The following is a 23,945-nucleotide window of genomic DNA, read 5'->3' as shown; positions in this document are numbered from 1 at the left end:
TTCAGAAAACGAGGGTGGAGCAGCGATGAACGCTTACAATTTTGCAGAAATCATTCGTTCCTCTGCAGCCCGTGCTCCCCAAAGTCCGGCAATCATTGCCCAAGGGAGAACGATAAGCTACGGTGAGCTTCAGAGCCGTACCAACCAGGCGGGCCATTTGTTTGCCGGACTTGGGATTGAGCCGGGAGACCGGGTGGCCGTGCTATTCATCAACGACTTCAGGTTTTTGGAAATCTGCTTCGGACTGATGACCATAGGAGCGGTTCCGGTGCCGATGAATTCAAAGCTTGGCGCAGATACACTTACTTATATTTACAAGGATAGCGGCAGCCGCTTGCTGGTCTACCATTCATCGATGGGGGACAAGGCTAAGCTCATCCATCAGGAGGCGGATGTCACTGCGAGCATCATCTGCACCGCGGAATCACATCCGGACGATCCCGGACTGAATTCATTGGATTATGATGAAATACTGTCGTCACAGGATACCCGGTTGGACCTGTATCCGACCTGCGGCGGTGATCTGTGCCTGCTTCCGTACACGTCCGGATCTACGGGAAATCCCAAAGGCTGCCGCCTCACTCATAGCGGTCAGCTGTGGAACGTCACAGCGATTGCCGGCATCCGCGGCTTGCAGCCGGGAGACCGGGCCGTGCTCTCCCTGCCTCTGTATCATAAGAATGCAATGCTGTCCATGAAGGCGGTGTTCTACTCCGGGTCATCGGCCGTTATCCTTCCGGCGCCTGAGCCTGCGGCTATTTTTCAAGCCATCGGGACGCATCGGGCCACTTATATTTCCGGCGTTCCGGCCCTGTACCGGATGCTGGTAACTCACCTGAAAGAGTCCTCCGCTGCTTATGATCTCAGCTCACTGAAGTATGCGATCTGCGGATCGTCTGATACGCCGGTTGAACTCCTGGAGGACATCAAGCAGTGGATGAACATCGAGGTGTATGAAGGCTACGGCCTTACTGAAGGAGGACCGGTTGTGCTGGAATCGCGCAAGGGCCTGCACAAGCCGGGATCAGCCGGCTTCCCGCTGCCGGGATGCTCGATTCGGATCGTGGATGCGGCTGAAGAAGATGTCCAGGAAGGAACGATCGGCGAATTGTGGGTGAGTAACCCTGGCGTAGCCGACGGCTATTGGAATCTGCCGGAGGTGACACGCAAACGGATCACCTCAGACGGCTGGCTCAAAACAGGAGATATGGCCTGGCAGGACGATGAGGGTTATGTCTACATTGTTGGACGCAAGGACGACATGATCAACGTAGGCGGCGAGAATGTCTATCCGAAGGAAGTCGAGAACATCCTGCTTCAGCATCCGCATGTCGAGGATGCCTGTGTGCTTCCGGTTCCTCATGAACTTAAAGGTGAGGTGCCTGTAGCATTTGTCGTATTAAATCATCACACGGGTCGTGAGGAAATCAAGCGGTTCTTCATCGAGCGGGGACCGGCCTATGCGCATCCGCGCGAGATTTACGAATTGGATGCTTTTCCGCTGACCGGTCCGGGGAAAGTGGACCGGACGCGGCTCAAACAAATGTTGGCTGAACAATTACAAAAAGGAGTGGGCAAATCGATATGAAAGCAGCGCTGATTCTTGAACATGGAGACCGAAGCAATGTAGTGGTGGGGGATTATCCGAAACCGGAAGCCGGTCCTGGAGAAGTTCTGGTCCAAGTCAAGGCGGTATCCCTGAACCACCTCGATATTTTCGTCAGAAGGGGAATTCCCGGAAGAAAGCTGGAGCTGCCCCATATTTCGGGCGGAGATGTCGCCGGCGTTGTTGAAGAGATCGGAAGCGGGGTGACGAACGTGCAGCCTGGCGACCGCGTTCTGATCGATCCGCATATCCAGGGCAAAGGGGCGCTCGGCGAAGATACGACGGGTGGACTGGCGGAATACGTAAAGGTTCCGGCAATCAATTTGATTCCTCTTCCGGAAGACATCAGCTTTGACGAGGCGGCAGCACTGCCAATCGCTTATGGAACGGCCTGGCGGATGCTGATTACGCAGGGCAAGCTTCAGGCCAACGAAACGATTGTTATCTTGGGGGCCAGCGGCGGCGTAGGGAATGCTGCAGTGCTGATCGCCAAGCTGGCAGGAGCACGCATTATTGCAGCAGCCGGATCAGACAGCAAGGCGGAGAAGCTGAAGGAGCTTGGAGCGGATCATGTGATCAATTACAGCAAATCCGATTTTGCCAAGGAAGTATGGGCTTTGACGGACAAGCAGGGTGCGGATATTGTAGTGGATTATACCGGCAAAGCCACCTGGCCGCAGAGCATCAAGGCGACACGCAAAGGAGGGCGGATTCTGACCTGCGGAGCGACGACGGGCTTCGAAGCTGTGACGGACCTCCGGTACGTATGGGTTCGCGAGATTTCGATCATCGGCTCCAACGGCTGGGGAGAGGGAGATCTGCATACGCTGCTGGATTTGGTCAGCCGTAAAAAGCTGAAGCCGGTCATAGACCGCGTATTGCCGCTTGAGGATATCAGGGAAGCGCACCGTTTGATCGAGGAACGGGAATTTTTCGGCAAGATCATTATTCATCCTTAACTGAGGACAAGGAGGAGCGGACCATGGGAGTTCAATTAACGTTTGATCATGCCGTACATTTCGTGAATAAACCTGAGCAAATGCTGGCAGAGCTTGCAGAGCTGGGGGTTCATACAGTGAACGGCGGAAGGCACGAATTGATCGGAACGTATAACGCACTGACGTATTTTGATCTGCGCTATATCGAATGGATCGGAATTTTTGACCCGAAGCTGCTGCCTCCCCACCAGGATACTGAGCGTTACGGGCTCGTGGATACGCTGGCAGGTGACGGTTTTGTCGAAGGGCTCAGCCGGATCGCGCTGCGGACGGAGCAAATTGAAGCGTTGGCGGAGCAGCTAGCCACCGAGGGTTATCAGGTAATCGGTCCTGTGGATTGCTCCCGCAGAAGGCCGGACGGGAAACTGCTGGAATGGAAGCTGTTGTTCGCAGGCTTACCTGAAGAAGGACTGCCGCTGCCCTTCTTCATCCAATGGAACGAGGCCGATGAGGACAGGAGGGCCGGGCTGACGGCAAACGGCACCATAACGGATCATGCCCGTGGTCCCGTGACACTGGATTATGTGGCATTTACGGTTCGCGACTTGGGAGCGACGGTCAGCCGATGGACGAGATGGCTCCACTTAGAGGCCGGGGAAGCTGTCTATGATGACTATTGGAAGGGCAAGAAACAAGTCATTTCTCTGGGCTCGTTCCAACTGGTATTTTTGGAGCCGGATCATGAGGGACCCGCAAAAGAGTATTTGCAATCCAGGGGAGAACGTCCGTTTCTAGTCGGATTGAACAGCGGTCAGGCAGGCTCACCCGAGCAGTACGTCAACCTTCACGGTTCTTTCTATCATTTGAAATAATCGTAGGGGACGCCTGAAGGAAAGGAGAGGCATCACATGGCGTTACGCACCAAAAAAGACACTAAAGCGAAAAACCTATGGATTCTATGCGTACAAATCGCATTTGTAGTCATCCTGCTGGCGGGTATGCAGCTAGCGGTGTCCAACGAGTGGGTGAGCCGGGTATTCTTGGCCTCCCCGTCCCAGATTGTACAGGAGTTCGTGTATATGCTCCAAGAAAACACACTTTGGCCGCATTTGTCCATTTCCCTGCAAGAGGTTGCAGTAGGATATCTTATTTCGGCGGTAGCAGGCATCGGGCTTGGTGTGTTATACGTCTCATTTCCGTTATTGGAAAAGCTGATTGATCCGCTGATGGCCGCGATCATGGCGATTCCGAAAACGGCGATCATGCCGCTGCTCATTGTATGGTTCGGCATCGGCTTCAAGAGTAAGGTCATCCTGGTCATTCTTTTCTGCTTTTTCAACATTTTGTATAACACCGTTACGGGCTCCAAGCAGACCCGGACGGAGCATTTGAAGCTGGCCAAAGTGTTTAAGGCGAGCCGGGCGCAGACGGTATTCAAGGTTTTACTGCCTTCCGCGCTCCCTTCCATTTTCAACGGGCTGCGTGTGACGGCGGCGACGGCGATCACTGGCGTCGTATTTGCCGAGATGGCAGCAGCGAAGAATGGGCTTGGTTTTCTGCTTAATGAGTCCCAGGCTGTACTAAATACGCCAAGATTGTATTTGGTCATTATTGTGGTGACGGTGTTATCCGTTCTGTTCGTCGGGCTGATCAACCTGATCGAGAGATTGGTCTGCCGCCGGTGGATGCCGAGCCGCGTGGCCTGATTAAGATTTGCACATTATATACGGGGGGAAGAGACACATGTACTCAAATCAATGGTTAAGCAAAACAATTAGCGGAGTGATCTCCATATCCCTGGTTCTCACGCTCGCCGCTTGCGGCTCGTCCGCCAAGGATGCTCCTGCTTCCTCCAACTCCACGGGTTCTGCGGAAACCGGTAGCAGCACAGAGGCAGCTTCAAGTACTCTGGACAATACAACCGTGGATATCGCTTCAGGGATTCCGCCATGGAAAGGGCGGGACAACAAAGAGGTCACCCTGACGGCCGGTTTCTCCAAAGGGATGACCGGAATTGCCAATCAGTTCGCCATCGACAAGGGCTGGTATGAGGAGGCTGGCATTAAGCTAGACTTTGTCGATACGATTAACCCGGTTGCGGCGTTCGGAGCCGGAGAGGTCGACATCGCCGACGGGGACCCCGGAACCTATATCCCTGCCATTGTGAACGGTGTGAAGATTAAAGTCGTCAGCAATATGTGGAGAAGCCGCGGGGCTTACTGGATCATTGCCAAGCCGGAGATCAAGACGTTCGCTGACTTGAAGGGCAAGAAGATTGGTTCTGCGCAGCCGATCGGCGGTATGCCGCTCACCTTGATGGAGGTGCTCACACAGAACGGCATCGATCCGAAAAGGGATGTTGAGCTTGTGCCGAACGGTGTGTATCAATCGGCTTATGCGACGTTTGAATCGGGCGAAGTTGACGCCACTATTATTCACCAGCCGTTCGCCACGATTGCGGAGCAAGCCGGTAAGGGGAATGTACTGGCCAAGACTTGGGAGTTCATGCCGAAATACCAGACCGGTGTGCTGGTAGCCAGCGAGAAGCTGATTAATGAGCAGCCGGAAGTAGTGGAACGAGTACTCGAAGTGTATTTCTATGCCAACGAATACGCCAAGACGCATCTGGATGAATTCCTGCCTTGGGCGGCCAAGTATTTGAACCTGGATGAGAAGACGGCGCGTACCGCAATTGAATCGGAAATCGTCCTCTGGGAGAACGACCCGATTGTCGATAAAGACCGCTTGCAGGTGACCGAGGATCTGCTGAATGAATACGGCATGCAGCGGGACAAAATCTCGGTTGACGGCACCTTCGACAACACGTTTGCGGAGAACGTAGCCAAAAGGCTGAAGCTGGGCAAGTATAAGGCGGACAAGTAAAAGGTAAAGCGGGAAAGGAGCTGATCTCATGCCCACAATCGAGCTTCGGCATATTACCAAGGAATACGAGAATATCGATGAAGCGCAAACCTATGCGCTGCAGGACATTAACCTCACGGTGCAGGACGGGGAATTTGTATGCGTGCTGGGACCAAGCGGCTGCGGAAAAAGCACGCTCCTGGAAATTACCGCAGGTCTGCTATCCCAAACGAGCGGAGAGGTACTGCTGGATCAGGTTCCGCAGGCCGGAGCCAGCCGCGACATCGGCGTCGTATTTCAGGATTCCGCGTTGTTCCCTTGGCGGAGCATCCGCCGCAACATCGAATTCGGCTTGGAGATTGCCGGCGTCAGCCGCGAGGAGCGGCGCGCCAAGGTGCAAAAGACGATCGAGCTTGTAGGCTTGGCTGGCTTCGAAGACAAATATCCGCATCAACTCTCCGGGGGCATGAAGCAGCGCGCCGGGCTTGCCCGGACGCTGGTCGCCGATCCGCGGGTCATCCTTATGGACGAGCCGTTCAGCGCGGTGGACCATCTGACGCGGCTGACCTTGCAGGACGAAATGATCCGTATTTGGGAGAAAGAGAAGAAGACGATCTTTTTCATCACGCATGATGTGGCTGAAGCCGTCTATCTGGCGACCAGAATTGTCCTGCTCAGTCCGCGTCCCGGCCGCATCCAGCAAATCTTCGACGTACCGTTCGACCGGCCGCGTAACCGGAACGATATGGAGCTCTTAAGCATCGTGGAGAAGATTTATATGGCAATCAACAACCCGGTCCAGAGCAAAGACACCGAATATTTTATTTAACCCGATGAAAGGGACTACAGACTGGCTGATATAGGGGGATTTCGATGAGAGTCATCATTACGGGGGGCAGCCGGGGGATCGGACTTGCGATTGCCCGGCAGCTGTCCATCGCCGGTCATGAACTGCTGCTGGTGGGGCGCAGCGGAGAATCCTTAGCCGAAGCGCGAACCGCGCTTGGCGGGAAGGCACTGGTGTTCACGGCAGACCAGACAAGCGGGGATTCAGCGGATCGGCTCCTTTTATATATGAAGGAACAGCAATTTCAACCGGATGTGCTCATCCTGAACGCTGCCGCATTCTTTGATGACACCCGTTCCGTTACGGAGCCAAAGGGTGAAACGCTGGAACGCCTCCTGCTGGCCAATGTCGTATCCAACTACAATTGGGTGCGGACGTTGCTGCCGCTGATCCGCCAAGGTACATACCCGCGCATTCTGGTCATCGGATCGACAGCAGGACTGCGGGCGGATACCTCACTGTACGGGATTTCCAAAGCGGCGCTGCGAAATTACGTGCTCGGTCTGCGGGAGGAGCTGAAGCCTGCCGGAGTCGGTGTGACGCTGATCCATCCCGGCGGTACCTTCACCGAACGGCGCGTTCCCAATGAGCAGACAGCTACGGACCGGCTGCTGGAGGGCAGCGACATCGGTTTGCTGGTTGCAGCCATCCTATCATTAAGTCCGCAGGCGGTCGTCGAAGAGCTTACTGTCCGGCCGATGCTGGGTGACACTTTTTAGCCGATATAAGCTGGGATTGGACAAGGGAGGAGCGGTTGTATTGGATCAGTTTCATATTCAAGTGGACCTGGCCTTGGGACGGATGTTTGAAATATATAATATTCTGAATAAAAAGCCAAAGGAATATGTGTCCGGCATGCTGCTGTATTATTCAGAAATCCATATGATTGAAGCCATTGGAAGACATCACGACTCTAATCTGACAGAGCTTGCCGGCATACTGAGCATCACCAAGGGAACCGCCTCCAAGACGATCGCCAAGCTGGGCTCAAAGGGGCTCATCTGCAAGTTCCAGCGGGAGGATAACAAGAAAGAGGTCTATTTCCGGCTGACGGAGCTTGGACAGCTCGCATTTGAAGGCCATTACCGCTATCACGAGTCCCGAAGCTCGGATATCGACCGGGACTTCGACAGTTATTCCCCGGACGAGCAAAAGCTGATCTTGCACTTTATTGAGCGTTACACCGAAGAATTAAGCCGCTACCTTCAAGAATGACAAGGTTGCCCTACATCATCAGAGTTAAAGGAGGCATTCGTATGGCCAATCCCGGTTTAACTGCGGAGCTGCAGGAACGCTTGGTGGGCATCCGCCGCAATCTGCATCTGGAGCCCGAATTATCCAATGAGGAGTTCGAAACGACGCGAAAAATTAAAGCGTGGTTACAGGAAGCCGATATTGAAATTCTGGATTTACCCAGCCTGAAGACAGGAGTCATTGCGCAAATAGGTACAGGCAGGGAACCGGTTATGGCTCTGCGGGCGGATATCGATGCGCTACCGATCGACGAGAAGACGGACGTTCCGTTCCGATCGAAGGTTGCGGGAAAAATGCATGCGTGCGGTCACGATTTTCATACTACCGTCGCCTTGGGAGCCGCCTATCTATTGAAGGAAAAAGAGCAAGAGCTGCAAGGAACCGTACGTATCATATTCCAGCCGGCTGAAGAGACTGGACACGGGGCTAAAGGCGTGGTGGACTCTGGCGGACTAGCAGGCGTATCGGCGATCTTCGGCCTTCACAACTCGCCGGAGCTTGCGGTAGGGGAGCTGGGCACCTGCGCAGGCGCCATCACTGCCGGCGTTGACCGGTTCGAAATCGTCATTAACGGAATTGGCGCCCATGCGGCAACGCCTGAGAAAGGGACCGATGCGATCGTTGCCGCCTCCCAAATCATCCTGGCTCTGCAAACGATCGCCAGCCGCCGGGTCAGTGCACTCGATGCCGTCGTGGTCAGCATCACCCGAATCACAGGCGGGAACACATGGAACGTCCTTCCAGGGACAGTGGAGCTTGAAGGGACGGTCAGAACGCTTGATGTGGGAGTGCAGCAACGTATTCCAGACACGATCCGGCAAATTATTGACGGAATCGGAGCATCGGCAGGAGTGTCAGCCGAGTTGAAATGGTACCCCGGACCACTAGCCACGATTAACGACGCGTACTGGGCTAAATTCGCCAGCGATACGGCGGAGGCATCCGGGTATGTCACCAAAGTGCTCGGGCCAAGCATGGGGGGAGAGGATTTCTCCTACTATCTCCAGCACATTCCCGGCGCATTTGTGTTTGTGGGGTCTAACTCGCCCTATGCGCTGCATCATCCGAAGTTTAATCCGGAAGAGGACGCGCTGCTCCCGGCTGCGGAATATTACAGCCATCTGGCGGTGCGCTGCCTTAACGAATTGAATACCCGGTAAGACCCATGTATGCGGAAAACAGCATACAATCCTGCACGAAATGCAACAATTCCAGCGCTAACTTGCTCTAAACACTGAAATTTGTGCAAATAATGCAACAATGTAGCGCTGCCCATAACATTTATAGAAGAAATCCTGCAAAATGTGCAACATTGCTACTCCTTACAAGTGGCCGGTGATAGGTGGCACTAGCACATCCTTCACCCGCAGGTTTAGTTACTATAGATCCTGGACAATTTCAAAGCCTGAACCGAACACAACTAATGATCAAAATAACCCCACAAAGTGGGGCTTTAGCGTAGGTGATGACTCAGGTACTTTGCGTGGACCCCAAAACATATAAATTCGTATCTATCAAAGAAAGACGCCTGGAAAGATGCCCGGCGTCTTTCTTTTGGAATCTTAGTAAGAACACTTACTCTTCGTTAGCTCAACCTTTTGCCGCATCCGTGTTCATGCAATTAATCGCCCACAGATGGCCGTCCAAATCCACGAAGCCCCAATGATACATGAACCCATGATCTTCAGGTTCAGCGTGCAATTTCCCGCCTAAGGAGAGAGCGGTATTTACGATTTCATCGACCTTTTCCCGGCTTTCGAATTCCAAAGCAATTGTCAGCTGCGCATACTTGCCCGTATCGACGGATTGCTTCTCCGTGAGTGTATTGAAGAAGACTTGATCGATCAGCATGACCTGCAGGTTGTCGCCGATCAAGAGGGCTACCGAAGTCTCGTTATCAGGATATTGCGAGTTGAGCTCAAATCCGAGTCCGGTGAAGAACGCTTTCGATTGTGCTACGTTTTTAACAGGCAGGTTGAGGCTCGTGAATGCGGACGTTAATGCCATGTTCCATACACCTCTTCGTCATATATTTGCCAATGGTTCTTATGATTATATCACATCAAACATATTTGTTATCATCGATGAAAATGAGGATAATATAATAGAGTGATCAACGAGAGGACTGCGTTTATCTCGATTGTTCTATTTTTGAAACAGGAAAGGATGATAAAGGAATGTCCATGTCTCGACCAAATAGCGGAATTAAAGCGATAGAGCTGCGAATGGGCTCTTTTATTGTATATCCGACATTGTTGTGGGATGAACGCCATCTTGTACTTGTGGATACTGGCATTCCCGGGCAATTGGATAAGATTCGTGTGTTACTTGAAAGGGAAGGCTTTGGACTAGATGAGCTGACGCATGTCATCATTACGCATCAAGACAGCGATCACATTGGCAGCCTGCCGGAGCTCATTCGGGAAAGGGGAAACGAGTTGACGGTGCTCGCACATGAGGAGACTGTACCCTATTTGACGGGAGCCATTCCGCTTATTAGAGGTACAACTTTTGCACCGTCCGTGCACGTTCATACGGCACTGAAGGATCGGGACATTCTGCCTCTGGCCGGCGGCATTCAAGTCGTCTTTACCCCAGGACACACGCCAGATCATATGTCGCTCTATCATATCCCGACGCAAACGTTAATTGCCGGCGATGCCTTAAACTCAAAGGATGGTAAGCTCCTGTCCTGCGACAAATATTACACGTTGGATCACCCTACTGCACTGAAGTCGATTGCCAAGCTGCTGGAGCTGGATATTAAAAAAGTGATAACCTATCATGGTAACGAAGCTACACAACGAATCAAGGAATCTCTCCAGAAAATAGTAAATGCAAGATGAAGCCGCCATTTTGGCGGCTTTTTCCAATGGATATTGCTATAGGTTTCATTGGAATAAGTTATTGGACAACTCATTTTTATTAAACTAGAGTGATGTTTATAGAAATGAGGGGATTGGATTGGCGAGAGACAGGGCACAGTTACGTGTAGGGGAAATCGTTTTTGGCGGGGAAAAATACCTGATGTGTGTTCCGCTGGTGAGCAAAACTATGGACCGTCTGGTAGAGGATGCAACGGCTGCAATGAAATTCGCACCTGATCTATTCGAGTGGAGAGCGGACCATTTCGAAGCTTATCCTGAACCTGAAGCCATCCTTGCGGGTCTCACAGCATTACGGGCAGCTGTCGGGAATATTCCTATTCTGTTCACTACCCGTCACTTCCTTGAGGATGGTGCGAGCGATATTTCTGATAGTCAGAAATTCGGGCTGATCGATCACATCAGCAGTACAGGAATGGTAGAGCTTGTAGATATTGAACAGCGTTACGGACAAGAATGCTTACTGGCGTGGAGCCGGAAGCTGCATAGCCGCGGCATCAGGTTGATCATATCCCATCATAATTTCAAACGAAAAATGAATCGCACTGAAATTCTGAAGGTGCTGCAAGCTGGACAGGACTGGGGCGCAGATATTAATAAAATGATCGTCAAAGCAAGCAGCTTCAGTGAACTGGCCGATTTCAGCGATGTGATCCATGAGGCCAGGAACAGCTTCCTGAAGATTCCTGTGATTGCCGGTGCCGTAGGCAAGGCTAGTCCGCTTATGCGCGTGTTAGGTGACTACCTCGGCTCTGATATGACCTTTGTGGCGGCTGGAGATAGCCGTTCCCATACATCACAGATCCATATTAATGAAATGAGACGGTTTCGTGACCGTATTCATTTAAGCCAGTAATGCAGTTTCCTTAGTGATAAATGTCTTGAATTGCTCAGCAGCAGGACTGAGAGGCCTGCTTTTGGAATGGGCCAGATAGTGGTAGAAGTTGCTCGACTCATTGGTCAACCGGATTTTCTTAACATTGTACTGGTTAATATGCTCTGCCTCAGGTGAAAGCGCAATTCCGAAGTTATTGGCTACCAGCGAGGCGGTAAAAGTCACACTTTCGGCTTCAAGCGCGACCGGAGGCAGAGCACCGATTTCGGCAAACATTTTCTCAAAAATCGTCCACATCCCTGTGATTTGTGCCGGATAGATGAATTTATAAGAGAGGGCTTCTGCGATATCAATCTGATCGTAGGCTGCCAACGGGTGGGACTCTGGCACAATTAAGCTGACCTTTTGCTTGAAGATGGGAACATATTCAAAATCATCCTGTTTGCTTTTGCTTGAACAAACGATTAGATGACACAGATTGTTTCTTAAGGCTTCGAAGGATTCGGGTGTATGCCGCTCATAAATGGAAATCCGTATGTTCTGATGGCTGGGCTGATTAAGAAACCCGGTTACATATTTAGAGAACTCGGATCTCGGATGCGAGTGGACCGAAGAAATTACAATCGTTTCAAGCGGGTCTTTCGGCTGCAGCTCGATGGCCGCAGCATCAATTAATTCGAACGCCTGCTGAATTTTATTGTGAAAAGCCCGACCAGACTGCGTTAAAAACACATTTCGGCCGCGTTTTTCAAACAAGGAAATGCCCAAATCTTTTTCGAGCCGCTTGATGCTTTGGCTTAGACTGGGTTGTTCAATGTGCAGCTGCTGCGCGGCTTTTCCAAAATGCTCTGTCTCGCCCAAAATTTTAAAATAATATAAGGAATTATAATTCATGAGGCTCTTCCACCTTTGATGTAGGTTGCAATATGCTGAAGTTGAGAGGCTGGAAATGGTTTATTTGATACTACAGTAAATAGGTCGGAATATCAAGGGATTATCGCAGCTGAATGAATTTTCCATAGATTAATCCTATAGATTACTAGACAAATAGAATGAGTCAAAATCCTATTCTTCCACTATACTAAGAACAAGTGATAGGGAAGCAGACTACGTAGCGAATTAATTCCTAGTAATCCAATTATATTAAATGGAGGAAGCTCATGCTGAAGATTGTGGCCAAGAGAACGCTCATCGAAGGTAGTTTGGAGAAGTACACGGCTGTAGTTCAGGAGCTGGCGGATCAGTCAAGGCAAGAACCCGGCTGTGTGGAGTATGTGCTATATGTGAACCGCGAGCAGAATGTAGCGGCAATCATCGAAACATGGGAGAATCAAGAATACTTGGATGCCCACCTGAAGTTAGTTGAAGCTGGCGGATACCGCGAAAGATTGAATGCGTATGCCAAGCCCGGCCAGCCTGTGCAGGTGGAGAAATATGAGTTCGTTTATTGAAATCAAATACATTTCATAGATAATGGAGCCGAAAATCATGGGACTTAAATTGGGAGCAATACCATCGGACATCTGCGGCCCGGACGGGGATTTCGAACATGCTCTGGCTGTTATGCAGCAGGACGGTCTGAAATACGCGGATATTGAGTGGGTATGGGGAAAGCGTGTCGGCACACACACCGATGAAGAGCATCAGGCAATCAAACAACTGCTGATAAAATACGATATCCAGGCCGCTGTGGTAGGCGGGTTTGCCTTCCGGGATCAGTCTGCACAGCATATTGAACTTGGCGATGCAACTTATCAAGCGAATATAGAAGAGATTAAGGCACAGATTGAACTTGCTAAATATCTGAATTGCAGTCAAATCCGTTGTTTGACCTTTTCCAGACAAATGGCGATTTGGGGATATCATGGTGCAGATGTGCGAAATGCCTACCATAACCGGACCTGGCCCAAGATGCTGCGCTTATTCGAAGAGCCAGTGCGGCTGGCAGAAGATCATGGGATTGACCTGCTGATTGAGACAGGAGTAAACACTCTGCTGACCTCAGCTTATCTTACCCGAAAATTTGTAGAAGACATGGGCAGCAGCCGTTTCAAAATCCTGTGGGACCCGGCTAACACTCTTTTTCACAGTGAAACTCCTTATCCTGATGCCTATGAGGAGCTGAAGGATTATATTGGCCACATTCACATCAAGGATGGCAGTGTTGATATCCGAAAGAGTATAATCACCTCAACCAATGTAGGGGAAGGCGCTATGGCACCTTTTATGGAGAATATTGCGGAGGCTCTGACCAAGGATAACTATTCCGGTGTGGTCTCCCTGGAGAACTTCTTCGTGCCGGATGGGGGGACGCTGGAAGAAGGTTACCGCCAATCAGTCGTCGGGTTCAAGAAGCTGTTCGGGGGTGAGCAGCGATGAAGACAGCCGTTATTACCATGAAGCACCGGGTAGAGATTCTAGACGCTCCTGTACCTTCACTACAAGATCATGAGGTGTTGGTGAAAGTTGAATATGCAGGAATCTGCGGCTCGGATATTCATTTATTCCATGATGAACACCCCTTCCGCAAACCGCCGATGATTCCGGGTCATGAGATGTCCGGTGTGGTTGCAGAAGTCGGAGCTTCTGTTACACAGTACAAGCCAGGGGACAGGGTCGTTGTAAATCACGCCATTCCCTGCGGCAAATGCCGCTTTTGCCAAGCTGGCCAGATTAATATTTGCCCCGACAAGATTGTGGCCGGCAGTGACAAGATGATGGGATTTTTTGCCGAATATATTAACGTGCCTGAGAGTACCCTCTTCAGTATTGCCGATGGAATATCGCTGGAATCTGCTGCCATTGCGGAGCCGCTCTCCATTGGCTTCCATATCATGAATCGACTGAAGCATGCAGGCAAGGGACCAATCGCCATCCTCGGTACCGGCACGATTGGTCTGGTTGCCCTGATCGCCGCCCGGAGCCTTGGTTACAGCGAAATCTATTGTATTGACCCGATCGATTATAATCTGGAGGTGGCCTTGAAGCTGGGAGCGACCCGGGTCATTAATCCGCTCAAGGTCAATGCGGCAAAAGAGATTCAGAACTATACCGGTTCTAGCGGAGTGTGTGCTACTATTGTTACAGCTACCGCACAAGAGATTATTACAGATGCCTGCGCTATGACCAGCTTGAACGGCACTATCATATTGCTTCCTATGACCTCCCGGATTCTGGAGGGGAACTTTTACCGGCTGGTAGCAGGAGAACAGTCGCTCATCGGCTGCAGAGGGATCATTCAGGGTGATTTCGAGAATGCGGTAAACCTGATTAACAGCGGTTTTGATTTCAGTCCGTTGATTACGCATATTCTGCCTATGGCACAATCGCAATACGGCTTTGATATGATGGTCTCCAGGCAAGAGCCGGTAATTAAAGTACTGGTGCGGCCTTAAAACCAAGTAATACCATTTGATTAGTATATATCTGCGTCAGCAAGAGGAGTGAGCACAATGGCCACATGTGAGCAAGTCATGAGTGTCTTAAATACGATCGTACCCTTTGCGTGTGTAGCCGCCAGGGATAATTCCGGACTTATTGTCGGGGAGCCTTCCTTGAATGTCGATACCGTGCTAATGGCTGTAGACCTGACGGAAGCAGTTATAGAAGAGGCTGTTAACCTGAACTGCGGCATGATCGTAACCCATCATCATATTATGGGCAAAGGGGTCAAGCGGATTACACCGGATACCTTCGAGGGCAGAGCGGTCCGCAGGTTAACCCAGAATAATATTGCATTTGTGGTCTGCCATAACAATCTGGATTTTTTAACCCATGGTACAGCAGACACGCTAATGCGGGCAGCAGGAGCCGCCGAGTCAAGAGCTCTATATGAGGGTTATGCTTTTCTCGCCACCACTCCTGCGGAAGTCAATGCAGCAAGCATACCAGTGCCAAAGGGAGAGGGCATCGATCCTGATCTGGAGGCAGGCTTTGGCAGAGTGGGTAAGCTGGCTGTCCCTTGTACACTGATTGAGCTGATTAAGCGGTTAGAAGGAACGGTTACCGGTCCGGTAAATGTTGTAGGTGCGGATGACCGTCTTATTCGGTCGGTTGCTGTACAGGTAGGGGCAGGTGAACGTTCCGATCTGGACCAGGCCAAACGCATGGGAGCCGATCTTCTGATCTCCGGTGATGTAAGACATGACAACCGCCTGTATGCAGCCGAAATCGGCATATGTCTGCTTGATTTCTGTCACTACGAGGTGGAGCTGCCCGGGATACTCAGTCTGATGAGCCGTTTGAAGCAAGGACTTGACCGGGGAGGATACGAGGTACAGGTGAAGCTATCCCAGGCGGAAGCGCCGGTCAGACATATGGTTATGCCGGATAGGATCAATATGGAATCATTTGGTTTGTAGCATAAACTTACTACATCAGAATATGGGAGTGTAAACCATGAAGTTGAAGAAATTGATATCCATCGTTCTCCTGGCCGCAAGCGTATCTATCGTAGCAGCCGGATGCTCGGAAACTGCGGCCCGCAAGAATGAATATCCTAACGCCAATATTAACGGCATTGTTCCCTGGGCTGCAGGAGGAGGTACGGATCTGGTCTCAAGGACTGCCGTCATCGCTGCCGAGAAAGCACTTGGTAAAAGTATTGTGATTGTCAACAAGCCCGGGGCTTCCGGCACCATAGGCCAGCAATATGTCTATGACCAGAAGGCAGACGGCTACAATCTGCTCTTTAACACTGGAGACGGTACGCTGTACCCTGTGCTTGGACTATCCGATTTAACCTACAAGGAATTTACGCCAATTTACATTTTCTCCAAAATTGCCGGCGTGATTGTAGTAAGCAAGGACTCTCCCTATAATACAATCGACGATCTGTTAAATGCCGCTAAAAGCCAGCCTGACAGCATTTCATTAGGCGTTGGCGGTGTAGGCACCTTGCCTTGGGTTGCATCTATTATGCTGGACAACCTGTTTGGGGCTACATTCAAATCGGTTCCGTTCGAGGGTGATAACCCGCTAATTACAGCACTGCTGGGCAATCAGATCGATGCTACGGTGCTGTCGGCGGGATCGGCCATTCAATATATTAAGAGCGGGGATTTTAAAGGCCTGACGGTTGTCTCCAACGATCCTGTGGAGTCCATTCCTGATGTGCCGGCCCTTGGAGCAATCAAGCCTGAAGCCCAGCCGATGCTCAAGACTACAGGACCATGGTTCGGTGTTTTTGTCAAAAAAGAAACTCCTGCGGATGTGGTACAGACACTGACGGAGGCGTTCAAGAAGGGCTATGAAGATCAGCAGTTCCAGGCTTTCGCCAAAACCAATGGCTATACTCCTCTGGGCCTGACAGGTGATAAGGCGTGGGAATATATTAATGCCTGGCAGTCGCAACAGGCCTGGTTGATCTATGATGCCGGCAAAGCCAAAGAATCACCGGAGAAGTTCGGCATTCCAAGACCTGGACAATAAGCAGCACACAAGGAAGGGTGCTTTCACCTTCCTTTTGCCAATTAACCACAAAAAAAGGGGTGAGCACATGTTGTCCGATCGTATCGGTGGCGTAATCACAATGTTTTTTGGCGCATTAGCGGTATCCGAGTCCGTGAGATTATATCCTGCCCGAGAGAGTACGTATGTCGGAGATCACCTCATGCCGGGAGTGATCGGTGCTGCCATGCTTCTGTTTGGCTTCATCCTGCTGGTCAAAAAAGGGGAGCGCTTCAAGGTGCAGTTCCCCGACAGATCCACTATGCGCCGAATGCTAGGGGTTGCATTGACCCTATTTGCTTATTGGGGCTTGATCAGCTATTTGGGTTATACCCTTAGCACGTTTATCATTTCTATTGCTTTATTCAAAATCATCGGTTCCTATCCCTATGCAAAAGCTGCGTTATATTCAGCGGTTCAGACTGCAATCATTTATTTCATCTTTGTATATTGGCTCCGGTTGCCATTCCCTGCAGGTTACTTCAATTTCTAGGCAAAGGAGTCGTTCACAATGGAAGCACTGAATATGCTGTTGTCCGGCTTCGGAGCAGCGTTGACACCTATGAATCTCTTAATGGCATTGTGGGGGGCGTTGATCGGAACATTGGTAGGGATGCTGCCTGGACTTGGCCCCACATCTACCATTGCCATTCTGCTCCCGTTCTCGATGTCGCTGGGGCCAACCGAAGGCATTATTATGCTCGCAGGCATCTATTACGGGGCCATGTATGGGGGCTCGACTACGGCCATCCTCTTGAACATTCCGGGAGAGGTGTCTTCCATTCCCACCAGCCTGGACGGATATCCGCTGGCTAAACAGGGAAGAGGCGGAGCAGCACTTGGGATATCCGCTATCGGTTCATTCATTGCCGGTACAATTGGGGTATTTGGACTTGTATTCTTCGCACCGCTTCTGGCCGATCAGGCCTTAAAGTTTGGTCCTCCCGAATATTTTGCATTAATGCTGCTTGCGCTGACGGTTATCGTTAATCTGGCAGGCAACTCTCTAATTAAGGGATTAATTATGGGGTTGTTTGGTTATTGGCTCTCCATGGGAGGAATGGGGTTCACAGGAGGGCAGATCCGTTTTGCCTTCGGAATCGAACCCTTGAGAGGCGGAATTGAATTAATCAGTGTAATTACCGGCCTGTTCGCCATTACCGAGGTGTTCAAAGGGCTGGAAGAAAAGACAAAGACCATCGCCATTAAAAATATCGGCAACGTCTATCCCAAGTGGGCGGAGATCAGGCAAACCCTGAATTCCATGTTCAGAGGCGGGCTGGTCGGCTTCTTTATGGGTCTTTTGCCGGGATGCAATGCAGGAGTTACGACCTTTATGGCCTACGATTTGGAGAAAAAAGTGTCCAAAACACCAGAGAAGTTCGGTCACGGAATGATGGAGGGCGTCGCCTCTCCGGAAGCTGCCAATAATGCCACCAGCTCCTCCGGGTTTATTCCGCTGTTCGCGCTCGGAATTCCGGGCTCGCCTCCGCTGGCCATCCTGCTGGCCGGACTCATGATTAACGGGCTCACGCCGGGACCGATGCTGTTTAAGGATCATGGACCCTTTGTCTGGACCGTCATTGCCAGTATGTTCATCGGGAATGTGATGCTGCTGGTGCTCAATCTCCCTTTGGTTGGACTATGGGCCAAATTAACTTTAATTCCTTACGGAATTATGGCCCCTGTAATTTTGATTCTAAGTCTGATTGGCGCATATTCCATTAACAACAGCATGTTTGATGTATTTACCGCCCTTGTTTTCGGAGTAATCGGTTACTTTCTACATAAATACCGCTGGCCCGTGACCCCGTTGCTGTTGTGCTTCGTGCTGGGACCGATGTTCGAGAAATCATTCATCCAATCCATGGCTATGTCTTCAGGCAGCTTTGCGATCTTCTTCCAGCGTCCCATCTCCTTGACGATTATTATTCTTGCCTTGCTGCTGTTTATCTTCTCTCTATTCATCATCCGCCGCACCAAACGTCAGGTGAAGGCAGCGGTTGGCGAGAATCTGGAGCTTGCAGATTAAAGCTGAAGAGATAGGAGGTCTTAATGGATTGATTTCCCCCCAAAAAAGCAAGAGAATTGGCTGGTGTTGATTTACATCACACAGGCCAATGATCCTCAGGATCATTGGCCTGTGATTCTGTTTTAGTAGACGCCTACCGCATTGTAAGCTTTGGTTACAGCAGTTACTTGAGCCGAGCCTGCTCCAAACAATTCAGTAGCCGATTGAATGACGGCTGTACGTGCAGCAGAGAAGTTGGATGAGGTTGTAAGGTAATATACAAGTGCATTGTAATAGATTTGAACGGCATCCTCACGGCCAATACCTGTGACCGTTACACCGTTAAACGTACCGCCTTGAGCAGCCAGATAGAAAGCTTTGTTATTGATGCCGCTGTTCGTATGCACACCGCCTTCGTCAGCGGTGCCGGTGTACCGGTCGCTGTATTTATCAGGCTGACCGTACAATGGCGGATTAGCTAGTGAGCGTAGTGCGTCCCCCGCTATACCAGGTGTATATATTTTATCACCAATCAGCCAGTTCGCACCTTCAATTGAATTTCCGATGATGTCGGAGAAGGACTCATTGAGTGCCCCTGGTTCTCCGTAGTATTCAAGATTGGAAGTTTTCTCAGTCACACCATGCGTCAGCTCGTGGCCTACCACGTCCAAATCACCGGACAGCAGTGTAAAGGTAGACCCATCCCCATCACCGAAAACAATCTGCGTACCATTCCAAAATGCGTTGTTATAGGAAGTGTAGTAATGAACGGTTGAACGGATCTGCAGTCCCTTGTTGTCCAGACTGTTGCGGCCGAAATGCTGGAGATAATAATCGTAGGTTCTCTCAGCATAGGTGTGGGCATCAACTGCGGCTTTGTCTGTCCAGACATTGTTAGTGCTGGTTAAGAGCGTCCCCGGAAGAGAGGTTTTGTTCTTGGCGGTATAGGTCACAATGCCCTTTCCGCGGGTGCTGTCATAGAGCTGGTAGGTTGAGCCTGAGAGGCGTGTCTCGAACGTCTTGGTATCTCCAAAAACTCCAGTACCCGTACCCGTCAGGTTCTCTAAGATATTATATTTGAACAGTACGCTGCCATTCTCCGCAGAAATGAAGTACCGTATCCGCAAAGGCTCGGGTTCCAGAACGTTCACTTCCGTTTTATAGACTAATTTAGGTTCTCCGTCAACGATAAAATAATACAAATCCGCTGTAGGAGTAACTTGGGGCTCACCTAGCGGTCCATGCTCCAGCGTGGCATCCTGGCTGGCTGCCAGGATGGCATCTGCTCCGGATATGGTTTGGAGTTGAATCAGCGGCTGTGGAATGGTCTGGTACACATCTTCAACTACACTTCCCAGCAGGGAGGTAACATTGCCGTCTTTGTCGATATGCAGGGTCTGATCAGCTCCATATACCGGTATTCCTGAGATATACTGGCTTAACCGGTAATGCTGGCTGCCGGTCTTGCTGCTTATGGTTTGCTCTGTAATTTTAAATTTTCCCCGAATATCCTCCTTAGCCGAAAGATGCAGGTTCCCTTTAACACTTTCAAGATATCCCCATACTTTGTCCTCAAAAGCGGAGCCTGCTGGAGCTTTCCAGGCTTGGCCCGTAATCGAAATGGGGGAAGAGCCTGAGAAGAGCTCGGCAGGCTGATTACGCTCGTTGTTTTCAGCGGCAGCGCCCACCGAAGCAAAGGAACCTAGTGCTACAACACCTACAAGAAGTGAAGCTACAGTCTTTTTCATAATTAATACTCCTCCGATCAAATTGGTAGGTTTTAAGTCAAGCCTGTGTACTTACCCAAGCTGCGATCTGGGGTGCAAGGACTAAGGCGGCGAACAACCTTAATGTACGGAGGGAGAGTGTGGAGAGGGCAAGACCCCTTTCGTGAAATTTACAACTACATCATTATTCACAGATCCCAAAATGGATATAAATGATAAAAATGTAATTATAGTGTTTTCAGTATATTTAGGTTTTTGGATATCAACTATGATCAGAATCACAATTAATGCAATAAAATTAGTAGGCAATAATTGTGCAACATAAATTGACGAAGAAAGTTAATTGTGCTAGCATTGCTGTAACTTAAAACAAAAAGGCTATGATGAGAAATAGTAACTATTAAGGATCTCACAGAGAGAAGATGGTTGGTGCGAATCTTCATTGATCTAATAGTGAAGCAGTCTCGGAGCTGTGAACCGAACAGAGCAATCTTAGTAGGCTTCAACGGAGTTCCACCGTTATTCAGGAAACAGTATCGGAGAAATCCCGTACTGATAGAGCGCAGAGCAATCTGAAGTTAGGTGGTAACACGGACATAATCGTTCGCCCTAAGTTGACAAGAAACATGTCAGCTTAGGGCTTTTTTGTTTTATTAAGCATAAATAATATTTGATGGAGGGATTGAGCATGGTGAGAATGACACCAGATGGATTAAGACGATCATATATTGATTTTATGAAAGGAATAGGGGCCAGCCAAGTGCCCTCCGCAAGCTTGTTACCGGAGAATGATCCCTCGACGTTGTTTACAGGAAGTGGAATGCAACCTATGGTTCCTTATTTATTGGGGGAAAAACATCCGACCGGCAATGAGATTGCTAATATTCAGAAGTGCTTGAGGACAGTGGATATTGAGGAAGTAGGAGATACGTCACATCTGACATTTTTCGAAATGATAGGCCGGTGGGAGTTCAAAGCAAATGAGCATAACTATAAGCAAACACAAATCGATGCCATTTGGAATTGGCATATTATCGAATTAGGAATGGATCCGGGCAGGCTGTATATCAGTGCTTTCGCAGGAAGTGACGAATTGAATATACCGAAAGATACGGAAGCCATTGGGCTCTGGTCAGCAAAATTCAAATCCGTTGGGATAGATCCCATCATTGAAGAGGATCCCTGGCAATATGGGGTATCTAGAGGCGGGAAAATATTCTTATACGATGAACAAGAAAACTGGTGGAGCCGGGCCGGAAGTCCGCTCCATATGCCGGTGGGTGAACCGGGTGGACCTGATAGTGAAATGTTCTATGATCTTGACCCAAGCGGTGATCCACTGGATCATCCTGCTTCTGAAAGCGACAGATTCCTGGAAATTGGGAACAACGTATTTATGTGTTACACCAAAGAAGACACAGGATTCGTAAAAATGCAAAATCCCAATCTTGATTATGGAGGCGGATTAGAAAGGGTTGCAACAGCCCTTAATGGAGACAAGGATATTTATAATACGGCTTTCTTCCTTAACCCCAAGAACAAGTTGATGGAACTGAGCGGTAAATCCTATACTGACGATCTAAAGTCGTTTAGAATCATACTGGATCATGTAAGAGCAGCTACTTTCCTCATTAATGACGGTGCGGAGCCAGCTAATAGTGATGCAGGATATATAACAAGAAGGCTATTAAGAAGGGCGATTCGTGCAGGTAAAAAAATAGGGATACAAGGAAGCTTTGTGGGTCTGTTGTCTGAAGTTTATATAGATGAAGCAACAGCTTATGAAGATTTGTTCGGCAATAAAAAGAAAGTTATCGAAATCGTAAATAAGGAAGAAAATCTTTTCTATAGAACGTTACAGCAAGGAGAAGTTGAAATCCAAAAACATCTTAAGTATAAGGGTAAAGTTACAGGTGCAGATGCCTTTTATTTTTACGAAACCTATGGATTCCCCTTGGAGTTGACAGAAGAGTTTCTAATGGAAAGTGGATATAGCATGGAGGACAAGGCGTCTTATATAGAGGCGGCAAAAAAACATGCTGAAAAGAGCAGAACTGCTTCTGCGGGTAAATTTAAAGGTGGCTTAGCTGAACACTCAGCAGAAACAACCGCGCTGCACACGGTATCTCATTTGTTACTTGCGGGGTTAAGGGAAGTGCTGGGTGATCATATTCACCAACAAGGAAGTAATATTACTTCAGAACGGTTACGGTTTGACTTCAACCATGATGAAAAACTTACACTGGAGCAAATAGCTGAGGTGGAGAAGTATGTGAATGATGCGATTGCATCCAAAGCAGTTACCTATATTTCAGAGCTGCCTAAGCTTGAAGCGAAAGAAAGTAATGTGGAAGGGAACTTTTGGGATAAGTATCCGGATATCGTTAAGGTATATACCATCCAAGATCACGAAGGGAAAGTATGGAGCCGGGAAGTATGTGGAGGACCTCATGTAGCAGATACAACAACCATAGGAAGGTTCAGGATTACAAAAGAACAATCTTCTGCTGCTGGAGTCAGAAGGATTAAAGGAGTCATTGTCATTAGACAATAACATAGTCCCAAACCTGCACAAGTTGCAGGTTTTTTTCGGTTGAGAGGAGGGAATGGCAATTTAAGAGCCAACAAATTAATTGACCATAGGATGGAAAAGACTTATTATTGTAATAAAATGGTCTGTAAGGAGTGAATTAGGAGTTGTTGGAACTTGATGGTATGGATGCCGACTCGTTAATAGCTATGCTAAAAGCTTCATTCACCTTAGACAATTTGACGAAGAGTCATTGGAAGAAATTGAATATTATAAAAATACCGCTAGAGCCAACGCTTTCGTTCTTGACTTACTTGAGGGAAAAGAGGAAGTATTGCCTGAATACGTGAAATTTCTAAAGATGGGTGCTAGGGAAGAGTTGACCGCTGGTTTGCTAAATATCTTGGACTCCGCATTAAGATACAACTATCCGGTGGACTGGGCATTGGAAGAACTGCAAAGTGATGTCGAGAAAATTGATGATACATCACCAGCTGTATACGTTAGGTACTACATAGAATATATTCATCTATTATCAATTTATTGTTTTAAACGGGGAAAGTCAGCTATTGCAATAAACCTAACTCTGGAAAATATCATATTAAGTGGTAAACTATTCGATAGAGCAGGCTTTAGAAAATCTATTGCTTTTTATGAGCTTGTTAGAGCTGAGGCCAATATTTCACAGTTACAAGAGTATCATGCAATCATGCGAAATATTTTAGAAGGGGAGTTCAATGATGAAAATTATGAAAAAGAAGCTTTTGTTATTGACAACCGTATTGCTGATTAGCTCATTAACCATTTTGACTGCCGCAAGCGCTGAAGATGTCAGTGCATTACAGACCACAACAGTGACAACCAATAGCCACGGCATGGGCCACTGATTTGTCTGAGATGTATTAATTTCAATCTTTATTAAGGGAAGACTCTGTCGTCAAGATAGAGTCTTTTTAATTTGGTTCCCATGGTCTACAGCCAGTAACTTTTCAAAAGAAATCC

23 protein-coding genes and 1 other annotated feature are annotated in these 23,945 nt (G+C 49.2%); of the genes, 20 read left to right on the top strand and 3 right to left on the bottom strand.

From position 1 onward, the window contains the following. Nucleotides 1–25: 25 nt before the first annotated feature. Genes MKY96_RS11960 through MKY96_RS11920 form a run of 9 tightly spaced genes read left to right on the top strand, consistent with a single transcriptional unit; the run spans nucleotide 26 to nucleotide 8,667 of the window. The gene (locus MKY96_RS11960; protein ID WP_340940600.1) at nucleotides 26–1,588 is read left to right on the top strand and encodes a class I adenylate-forming enzyme family protein; all 1,563 of its coding nucleotides are present in this window, start codon (nucleotides 26–28) and stop codon (nucleotides 1,586–1,588) included. Next, nucleotides 1,585–2,565, top strand: coding sequence for a zinc-binding dehydrogenase (locus MKY96_RS11955; protein WP_340940599.1), 981 nt, complete (start codon nucleotides 1,585–1,587; stop codon nucleotides 2,563–2,565). The genes MKY96_RS11960 and MKY96_RS11955 overlap by 4 nt, the downstream gene beginning before the upstream one ends. 23 nt (nucleotides 2,566–2,588) lie before the next feature. Beyond that, nucleotides 2,589–3,416, top strand: a complete 828-nt coding sequence (locus MKY96_RS11950; protein WP_340940597.1) for a VOC family protein — start codon at nucleotides 2,589–2,591, stop codon at nucleotides 3,414–3,416. A gap of 36 nt (nucleotides 3,417–3,452) precedes the next feature. Beyond that, nucleotides 3,453–4,250 carry an ABC transporter permease gene (locus MKY96_RS11945; RefSeq protein ID WP_340940594.1) on the top strand — a complete coding sequence of 266 codons (798 nt, stop codon included), beginning with the start codon at nucleotides 3,453–3,455 and terminating at the stop codon, nucleotides 4,248–4,250. 37 nt (nucleotides 4,251–4,287) lie between these two features. After that, nucleotides 4,288–5,427, top strand: coding sequence for an ABC transporter substrate-binding protein (locus MKY96_RS11940; protein ID WP_340940593.1), 1,140 nt, complete (start codon nucleotides 4,288–4,290; stop codon nucleotides 5,425–5,427). A 28-nt stretch (nucleotides 5,428–5,455) separates the two neighbouring features. Further along, nucleotides 5,456–6,235 carry an ABC transporter ATP-binding protein gene (locus tag MKY96_RS11935; RefSeq protein ID WP_340940592.1) on the top strand — a complete coding sequence of 260 codons (780 nt, stop codon included), beginning with the start codon at nucleotides 5,456–5,458 and terminating at the stop codon, nucleotides 6,233–6,235. Nucleotides 6,236–6,279: 44 nt separating this feature from the next. Further along, nucleotides 6,280–6,972, top strand: a complete 693-nt coding sequence (locus MKY96_RS11930) for an SDR family oxidoreductase (protein WP_340940591.1) — start codon at nucleotides 6,280–6,282, stop codon at nucleotides 6,970–6,972. A gap of 40 nt (nucleotides 6,973–7,012) precedes the next feature. After that, nucleotides 7,013–7,468 (top strand): MarR family winged helix-turn-helix transcriptional regulator, encoded by a 456-nt coding sequence (locus tag MKY96_RS11925; protein ID WP_340940590.1) that lies wholly within the window; start codon nucleotides 7,013–7,015, stop codon nucleotides 7,466–7,468. A gap of 41 nt (nucleotides 7,469–7,509) precedes the next feature. Continuing rightward, a complete protein-coding gene (locus MKY96_RS11920; RefSeq protein ID WP_340940589.1) occupies nucleotides 7,510–8,667 on the top strand; it encodes an amidohydrolase in 1,158 nt (385 codons plus the stop codon). Between the two features lie 430 nt (nucleotides 8,668–9,097). On the opposite strand, the gene MKY96_RS11915 is transcribed toward MKY96_RS11920, so the two are convergent. After that, nucleotides 9,098–9,514 carry a VOC family protein gene (locus tag MKY96_RS11915; RefSeq protein ID WP_340940588.1) on the bottom strand — a complete coding sequence of 139 codons (417 nt, stop codon included), beginning with the start codon at nucleotides 9,512–9,514 and terminating at the stop codon, nucleotides 9,098–9,100. 170 nt (nucleotides 9,515–9,684) lie between these two features. Here MKY96_RS11915 and MKY96_RS11910 point away from each other — a divergent pair, with 170 nt between their 5' ends. Beyond that, complete coding sequence (locus MKY96_RS11910) at nucleotides 9,685–10,353, top strand: MBL fold metallo-hydrolase (protein WP_340940586.1); 669 nt, start codon at nucleotides 9,685–9,687, stop codon at nucleotides 10,351–10,353. Nucleotides 10,354–10,471: 118 nt separating this feature from the next. Then, nucleotides 10,472–11,248: a type I 3-dehydroquinate dehydratase gene (locus tag MKY96_RS11905; RefSeq protein ID WP_340940585.1), complete on the top strand. Its 777-nt coding sequence runs from the start codon at nucleotides 10,472–10,474 to the stop codon at nucleotides 11,246–11,248. On the opposite strand, the gene MKY96_RS11900 is transcribed toward MKY96_RS11905, so the two are convergent. Then, on the bottom strand, nucleotides 11,237–12,121 hold the full coding sequence (locus MKY96_RS11900) for a LysR family transcriptional regulator (RefSeq protein ID WP_340940584.1): 885 nt from the start codon (nucleotides 12,119–12,121) through the stop codon (nucleotides 11,237–11,239). The two genes, MKY96_RS11905 and MKY96_RS11900, sit on opposite strands and share 12 nt — an antisense overlap. Nucleotides 12,122–12,387: 266 nt before the next feature. Here MKY96_RS11900 and MKY96_RS11895 point away from each other — a divergent pair, with 266 nt between their 5' ends. Genes MKY96_RS11895 through MKY96_RS11865 form a run of 7 tightly spaced genes read left to right on the top strand, consistent with a single transcriptional unit; the run spans nucleotide 12,388 to nucleotide 18,707 of the window. Continuing rightward, a complete protein-coding gene (locus MKY96_RS11895) occupies nucleotides 12,388–12,678 on the top strand; it encodes a putative quinol monooxygenase (protein ID WP_340940583.1) in 291 nt (96 codons plus the stop codon). Between the two features lie 37 nt (nucleotides 12,679–12,715). Next, on the top strand, nucleotides 12,716–13,606 hold the full coding sequence (locus MKY96_RS11890) for a sugar phosphate isomerase/epimerase family protein (RefSeq protein ID WP_340940582.1): 891 nt from the start codon (nucleotides 12,716–12,718) through the stop codon (nucleotides 13,604–13,606). After that, on the top strand, nucleotides 13,603–14,622 hold the full coding sequence (locus MKY96_RS11885) for a zinc-dependent alcohol dehydrogenase (protein ID WP_340940581.1): 1,020 nt from the start codon (nucleotides 13,603–13,605) through the stop codon (nucleotides 14,620–14,622). The genes MKY96_RS11890 and MKY96_RS11885 overlap by 4 nt, the downstream gene beginning before the upstream one ends. A gap of 57 nt (nucleotides 14,623–14,679) precedes the next feature. Beyond that, entirely contained in the window at nucleotides 14,680–15,588 is a 909-nt protein-coding gene (locus MKY96_RS11880; protein ID WP_340940579.1) for a Nif3-like dinuclear metal center hexameric protein, read from the top strand. A gap of 37 nt (nucleotides 15,589–15,625) precedes the next feature. Beyond that, nucleotides 15,626–16,657, top strand: coding sequence for a tripartite tricarboxylate transporter substrate binding protein (locus tag MKY96_RS11875; RefSeq protein ID WP_340940578.1), 1,032 nt, complete (start codon nucleotides 15,626–15,628; stop codon nucleotides 16,655–16,657). Next, on the top strand, nucleotides 16,596–17,168 hold the full coding sequence (locus tag MKY96_RS11870) for a tripartite tricarboxylate transporter TctB family protein (protein ID WP_340940577.1): 573 nt from the start codon (nucleotides 16,596–16,598) through the stop codon (nucleotides 17,166–17,168). The genes MKY96_RS11875 and MKY96_RS11870 overlap by 62 nt, the downstream gene beginning before the upstream one ends. An 18-nt stretch (nucleotides 17,169–17,186) precedes the next feature. Next, a complete protein-coding gene (locus tag MKY96_RS11865; RefSeq protein WP_340940576.1) occupies nucleotides 17,187–18,707 on the top strand; it encodes a tripartite tricarboxylate transporter permease in 1,521 nt (506 codons plus the stop codon). 122 nt (nucleotides 18,708–18,829) lie between these two features. Here the strand turns inward: MKY96_RS11865 and MKY96_RS11860 are convergent, their stop codons facing one another. Then, entirely contained in the window at nucleotides 18,830–20,434 is a 1,605-nt protein-coding gene (locus MKY96_RS11860) for a M4 family metallopeptidase (RefSeq protein ID WP_340940574.1), read from the bottom strand. Nucleotides 20,435–20,784: 350 nt separating this feature from the next. Next, nucleotides 20,785–21,028 (top strand) — a binding site (T-box leader). Nucleotides 21,029–21,101: 73 nt separating this feature from the next. On the opposite strand from MKY96_RS11860, the gene MKY96_RS11855 reads away from it, so the two are divergent. After that, nucleotides 21,102–22,967, top strand: coding sequence for an alanine--tRNA ligase (locus MKY96_RS11855; RefSeq protein ID WP_340940571.1), 1,866 nt, complete (start codon nucleotides 21,102–21,104; stop codon nucleotides 22,965–22,967). Nucleotides 22,968–23,196: 229 nt separating this feature from the next. Continuing rightward, nucleotides 23,197–23,736 (top strand): hypothetical protein, encoded by a 540-nt coding sequence (locus MKY96_RS11850; protein ID WP_340940570.1) that lies wholly within the window; start codon nucleotides 23,197–23,199, stop codon nucleotides 23,734–23,736. Nucleotides 23,737–23,945 lie beyond the last annotated feature (209 nt).

This window comes from Paenibacillus sp. FSL R7-0302, from assembly GCF_038006885.1.
GTDB lineage: Bacteria > Bacillota > Bacilli > Paenibacillales > Paenibacillaceae > Paenibacillus_AQ.
The sequence above is the reverse complement of the archived record's forward strand: the minus strand, read 5'-3'. Positions and strand labels throughout refer to the sequence as shown.

Excerpts from the sequence above, each read along its gene's own strand:
- MKY96_RS11960 (WP_340940600.1), top strand. The coding sequence starts at position 26 with ATGAACGCTTACAATTTTGCAGAAATCATTCGTTCCTCTGCAGCCCGT.
- MKY96_RS11955 (WP_340940599.1), top strand. The coding sequence starts at position 1,585 with ATGAAAGCAGCGCTGATTCTTGAACATGGAGACCGAAGCAATGTAGTG.
- MKY96_RS11950 (WP_340940597.1), top strand. The coding sequence starts at position 2,589 with ATGGGAGTTCAATTAACGTTTGATCATGCCGTACATTTCGTGAATAAA.
- MKY96_RS11945 (WP_340940594.1), top strand. The coding sequence starts at position 3,453 with ATGGCGTTACGCACCAAAAAAGACACTAAAGCGAAAAACCTATGGATT.
- MKY96_RS11940 (WP_340940593.1), top strand. The coding sequence starts at position 4,288 with ATGTACTCAAATCAATGGTTAAGCAAAACAATTAGCGGAGTGATCTCC.
- MKY96_RS11935 (WP_340940592.1), top strand. The coding sequence starts at position 5,456 with ATGCCCACAATCGAGCTTCGGCATATTACCAAGGAATACGAGAATATC.
- MKY96_RS11930 (WP_340940591.1), top strand. The coding sequence starts at position 6,280 with ATGAGAGTCATCATTACGGGGGGCAGCCGGGGGATCGGACTTGCGATT.
- MKY96_RS11920 (WP_340940589.1), top strand. The coding sequence starts at position 7,510 with ATGGCCAATCCCGGTTTAACTGCGGAGCTGCAGGAACGCTTGGTGGGC.
- MKY96_RS11915 (WP_340940588.1), bottom strand. The coding sequence starts at position 9,514 with ATGGCATTAACGTCCGCATTCACGAGCCTCAACCTGCCTGTTAAAAAC.
- MKY96_RS11910 (WP_340940586.1), top strand. The coding sequence starts at position 9,685 with ATGTCCATGTCTCGACCAAATAGCGGAATTAAAGCGATAGAGCTGCGA.
- MKY96_RS11900 (WP_340940584.1), bottom strand. The coding sequence starts at position 12,121 with ATGAATTATAATTCCTTATATTATTTTAAAATTTTGGGCGAGACAGAG.
- MKY96_RS11895 (WP_340940583.1), top strand. The coding sequence starts at position 12,388 with ATGCTGAAGATTGTGGCCAAGAGAACGCTCATCGAAGGTAGTTTGGAG.
- MKY96_RS11890 (WP_340940582.1), top strand. The coding sequence starts at position 12,716 with ATGGGACTTAAATTGGGAGCAATACCATCGGACATCTGCGGCCCGGAC.
- MKY96_RS11885 (WP_340940581.1), top strand. The coding sequence starts at position 13,603 with ATGAAGACAGCCGTTATTACCATGAAGCACCGGGTAGAGATTCTAGAC.
- MKY96_RS11880 (WP_340940579.1), top strand. The coding sequence starts at position 14,680 with ATGGCCACATGTGAGCAAGTCATGAGTGTCTTAAATACGATCGTACCC.
- MKY96_RS11875 (WP_340940578.1), top strand. The coding sequence starts at position 15,626 with ATGAAGTTGAAGAAATTGATATCCATCGTTCTCCTGGCCGCAAGCGTA.
- MKY96_RS11870 (WP_340940577.1), top strand. The coding sequence starts at position 16,596 with ATGATGCCGGCAAAGCCAAAGAATCACCGGAGAAGTTCGGCATTCCAA.
- MKY96_RS11865 (WP_340940576.1), top strand. The coding sequence starts at position 17,187 with ATGGAAGCACTGAATATGCTGTTGTCCGGCTTCGGAGCAGCGTTGACA.
- MKY96_RS11860 (WP_340940574.1), bottom strand. The coding sequence starts at position 20,434 with ATGAAAAAGACTGTAGCTTCACTTCTTGTAGGTGTTGTAGCACTAGGT.
- MKY96_RS11855 (WP_340940571.1), top strand. The coding sequence starts at position 21,102 with ATGGTGAGAATGACACCAGATGGATTAAGACGATCATATATTGATTTT.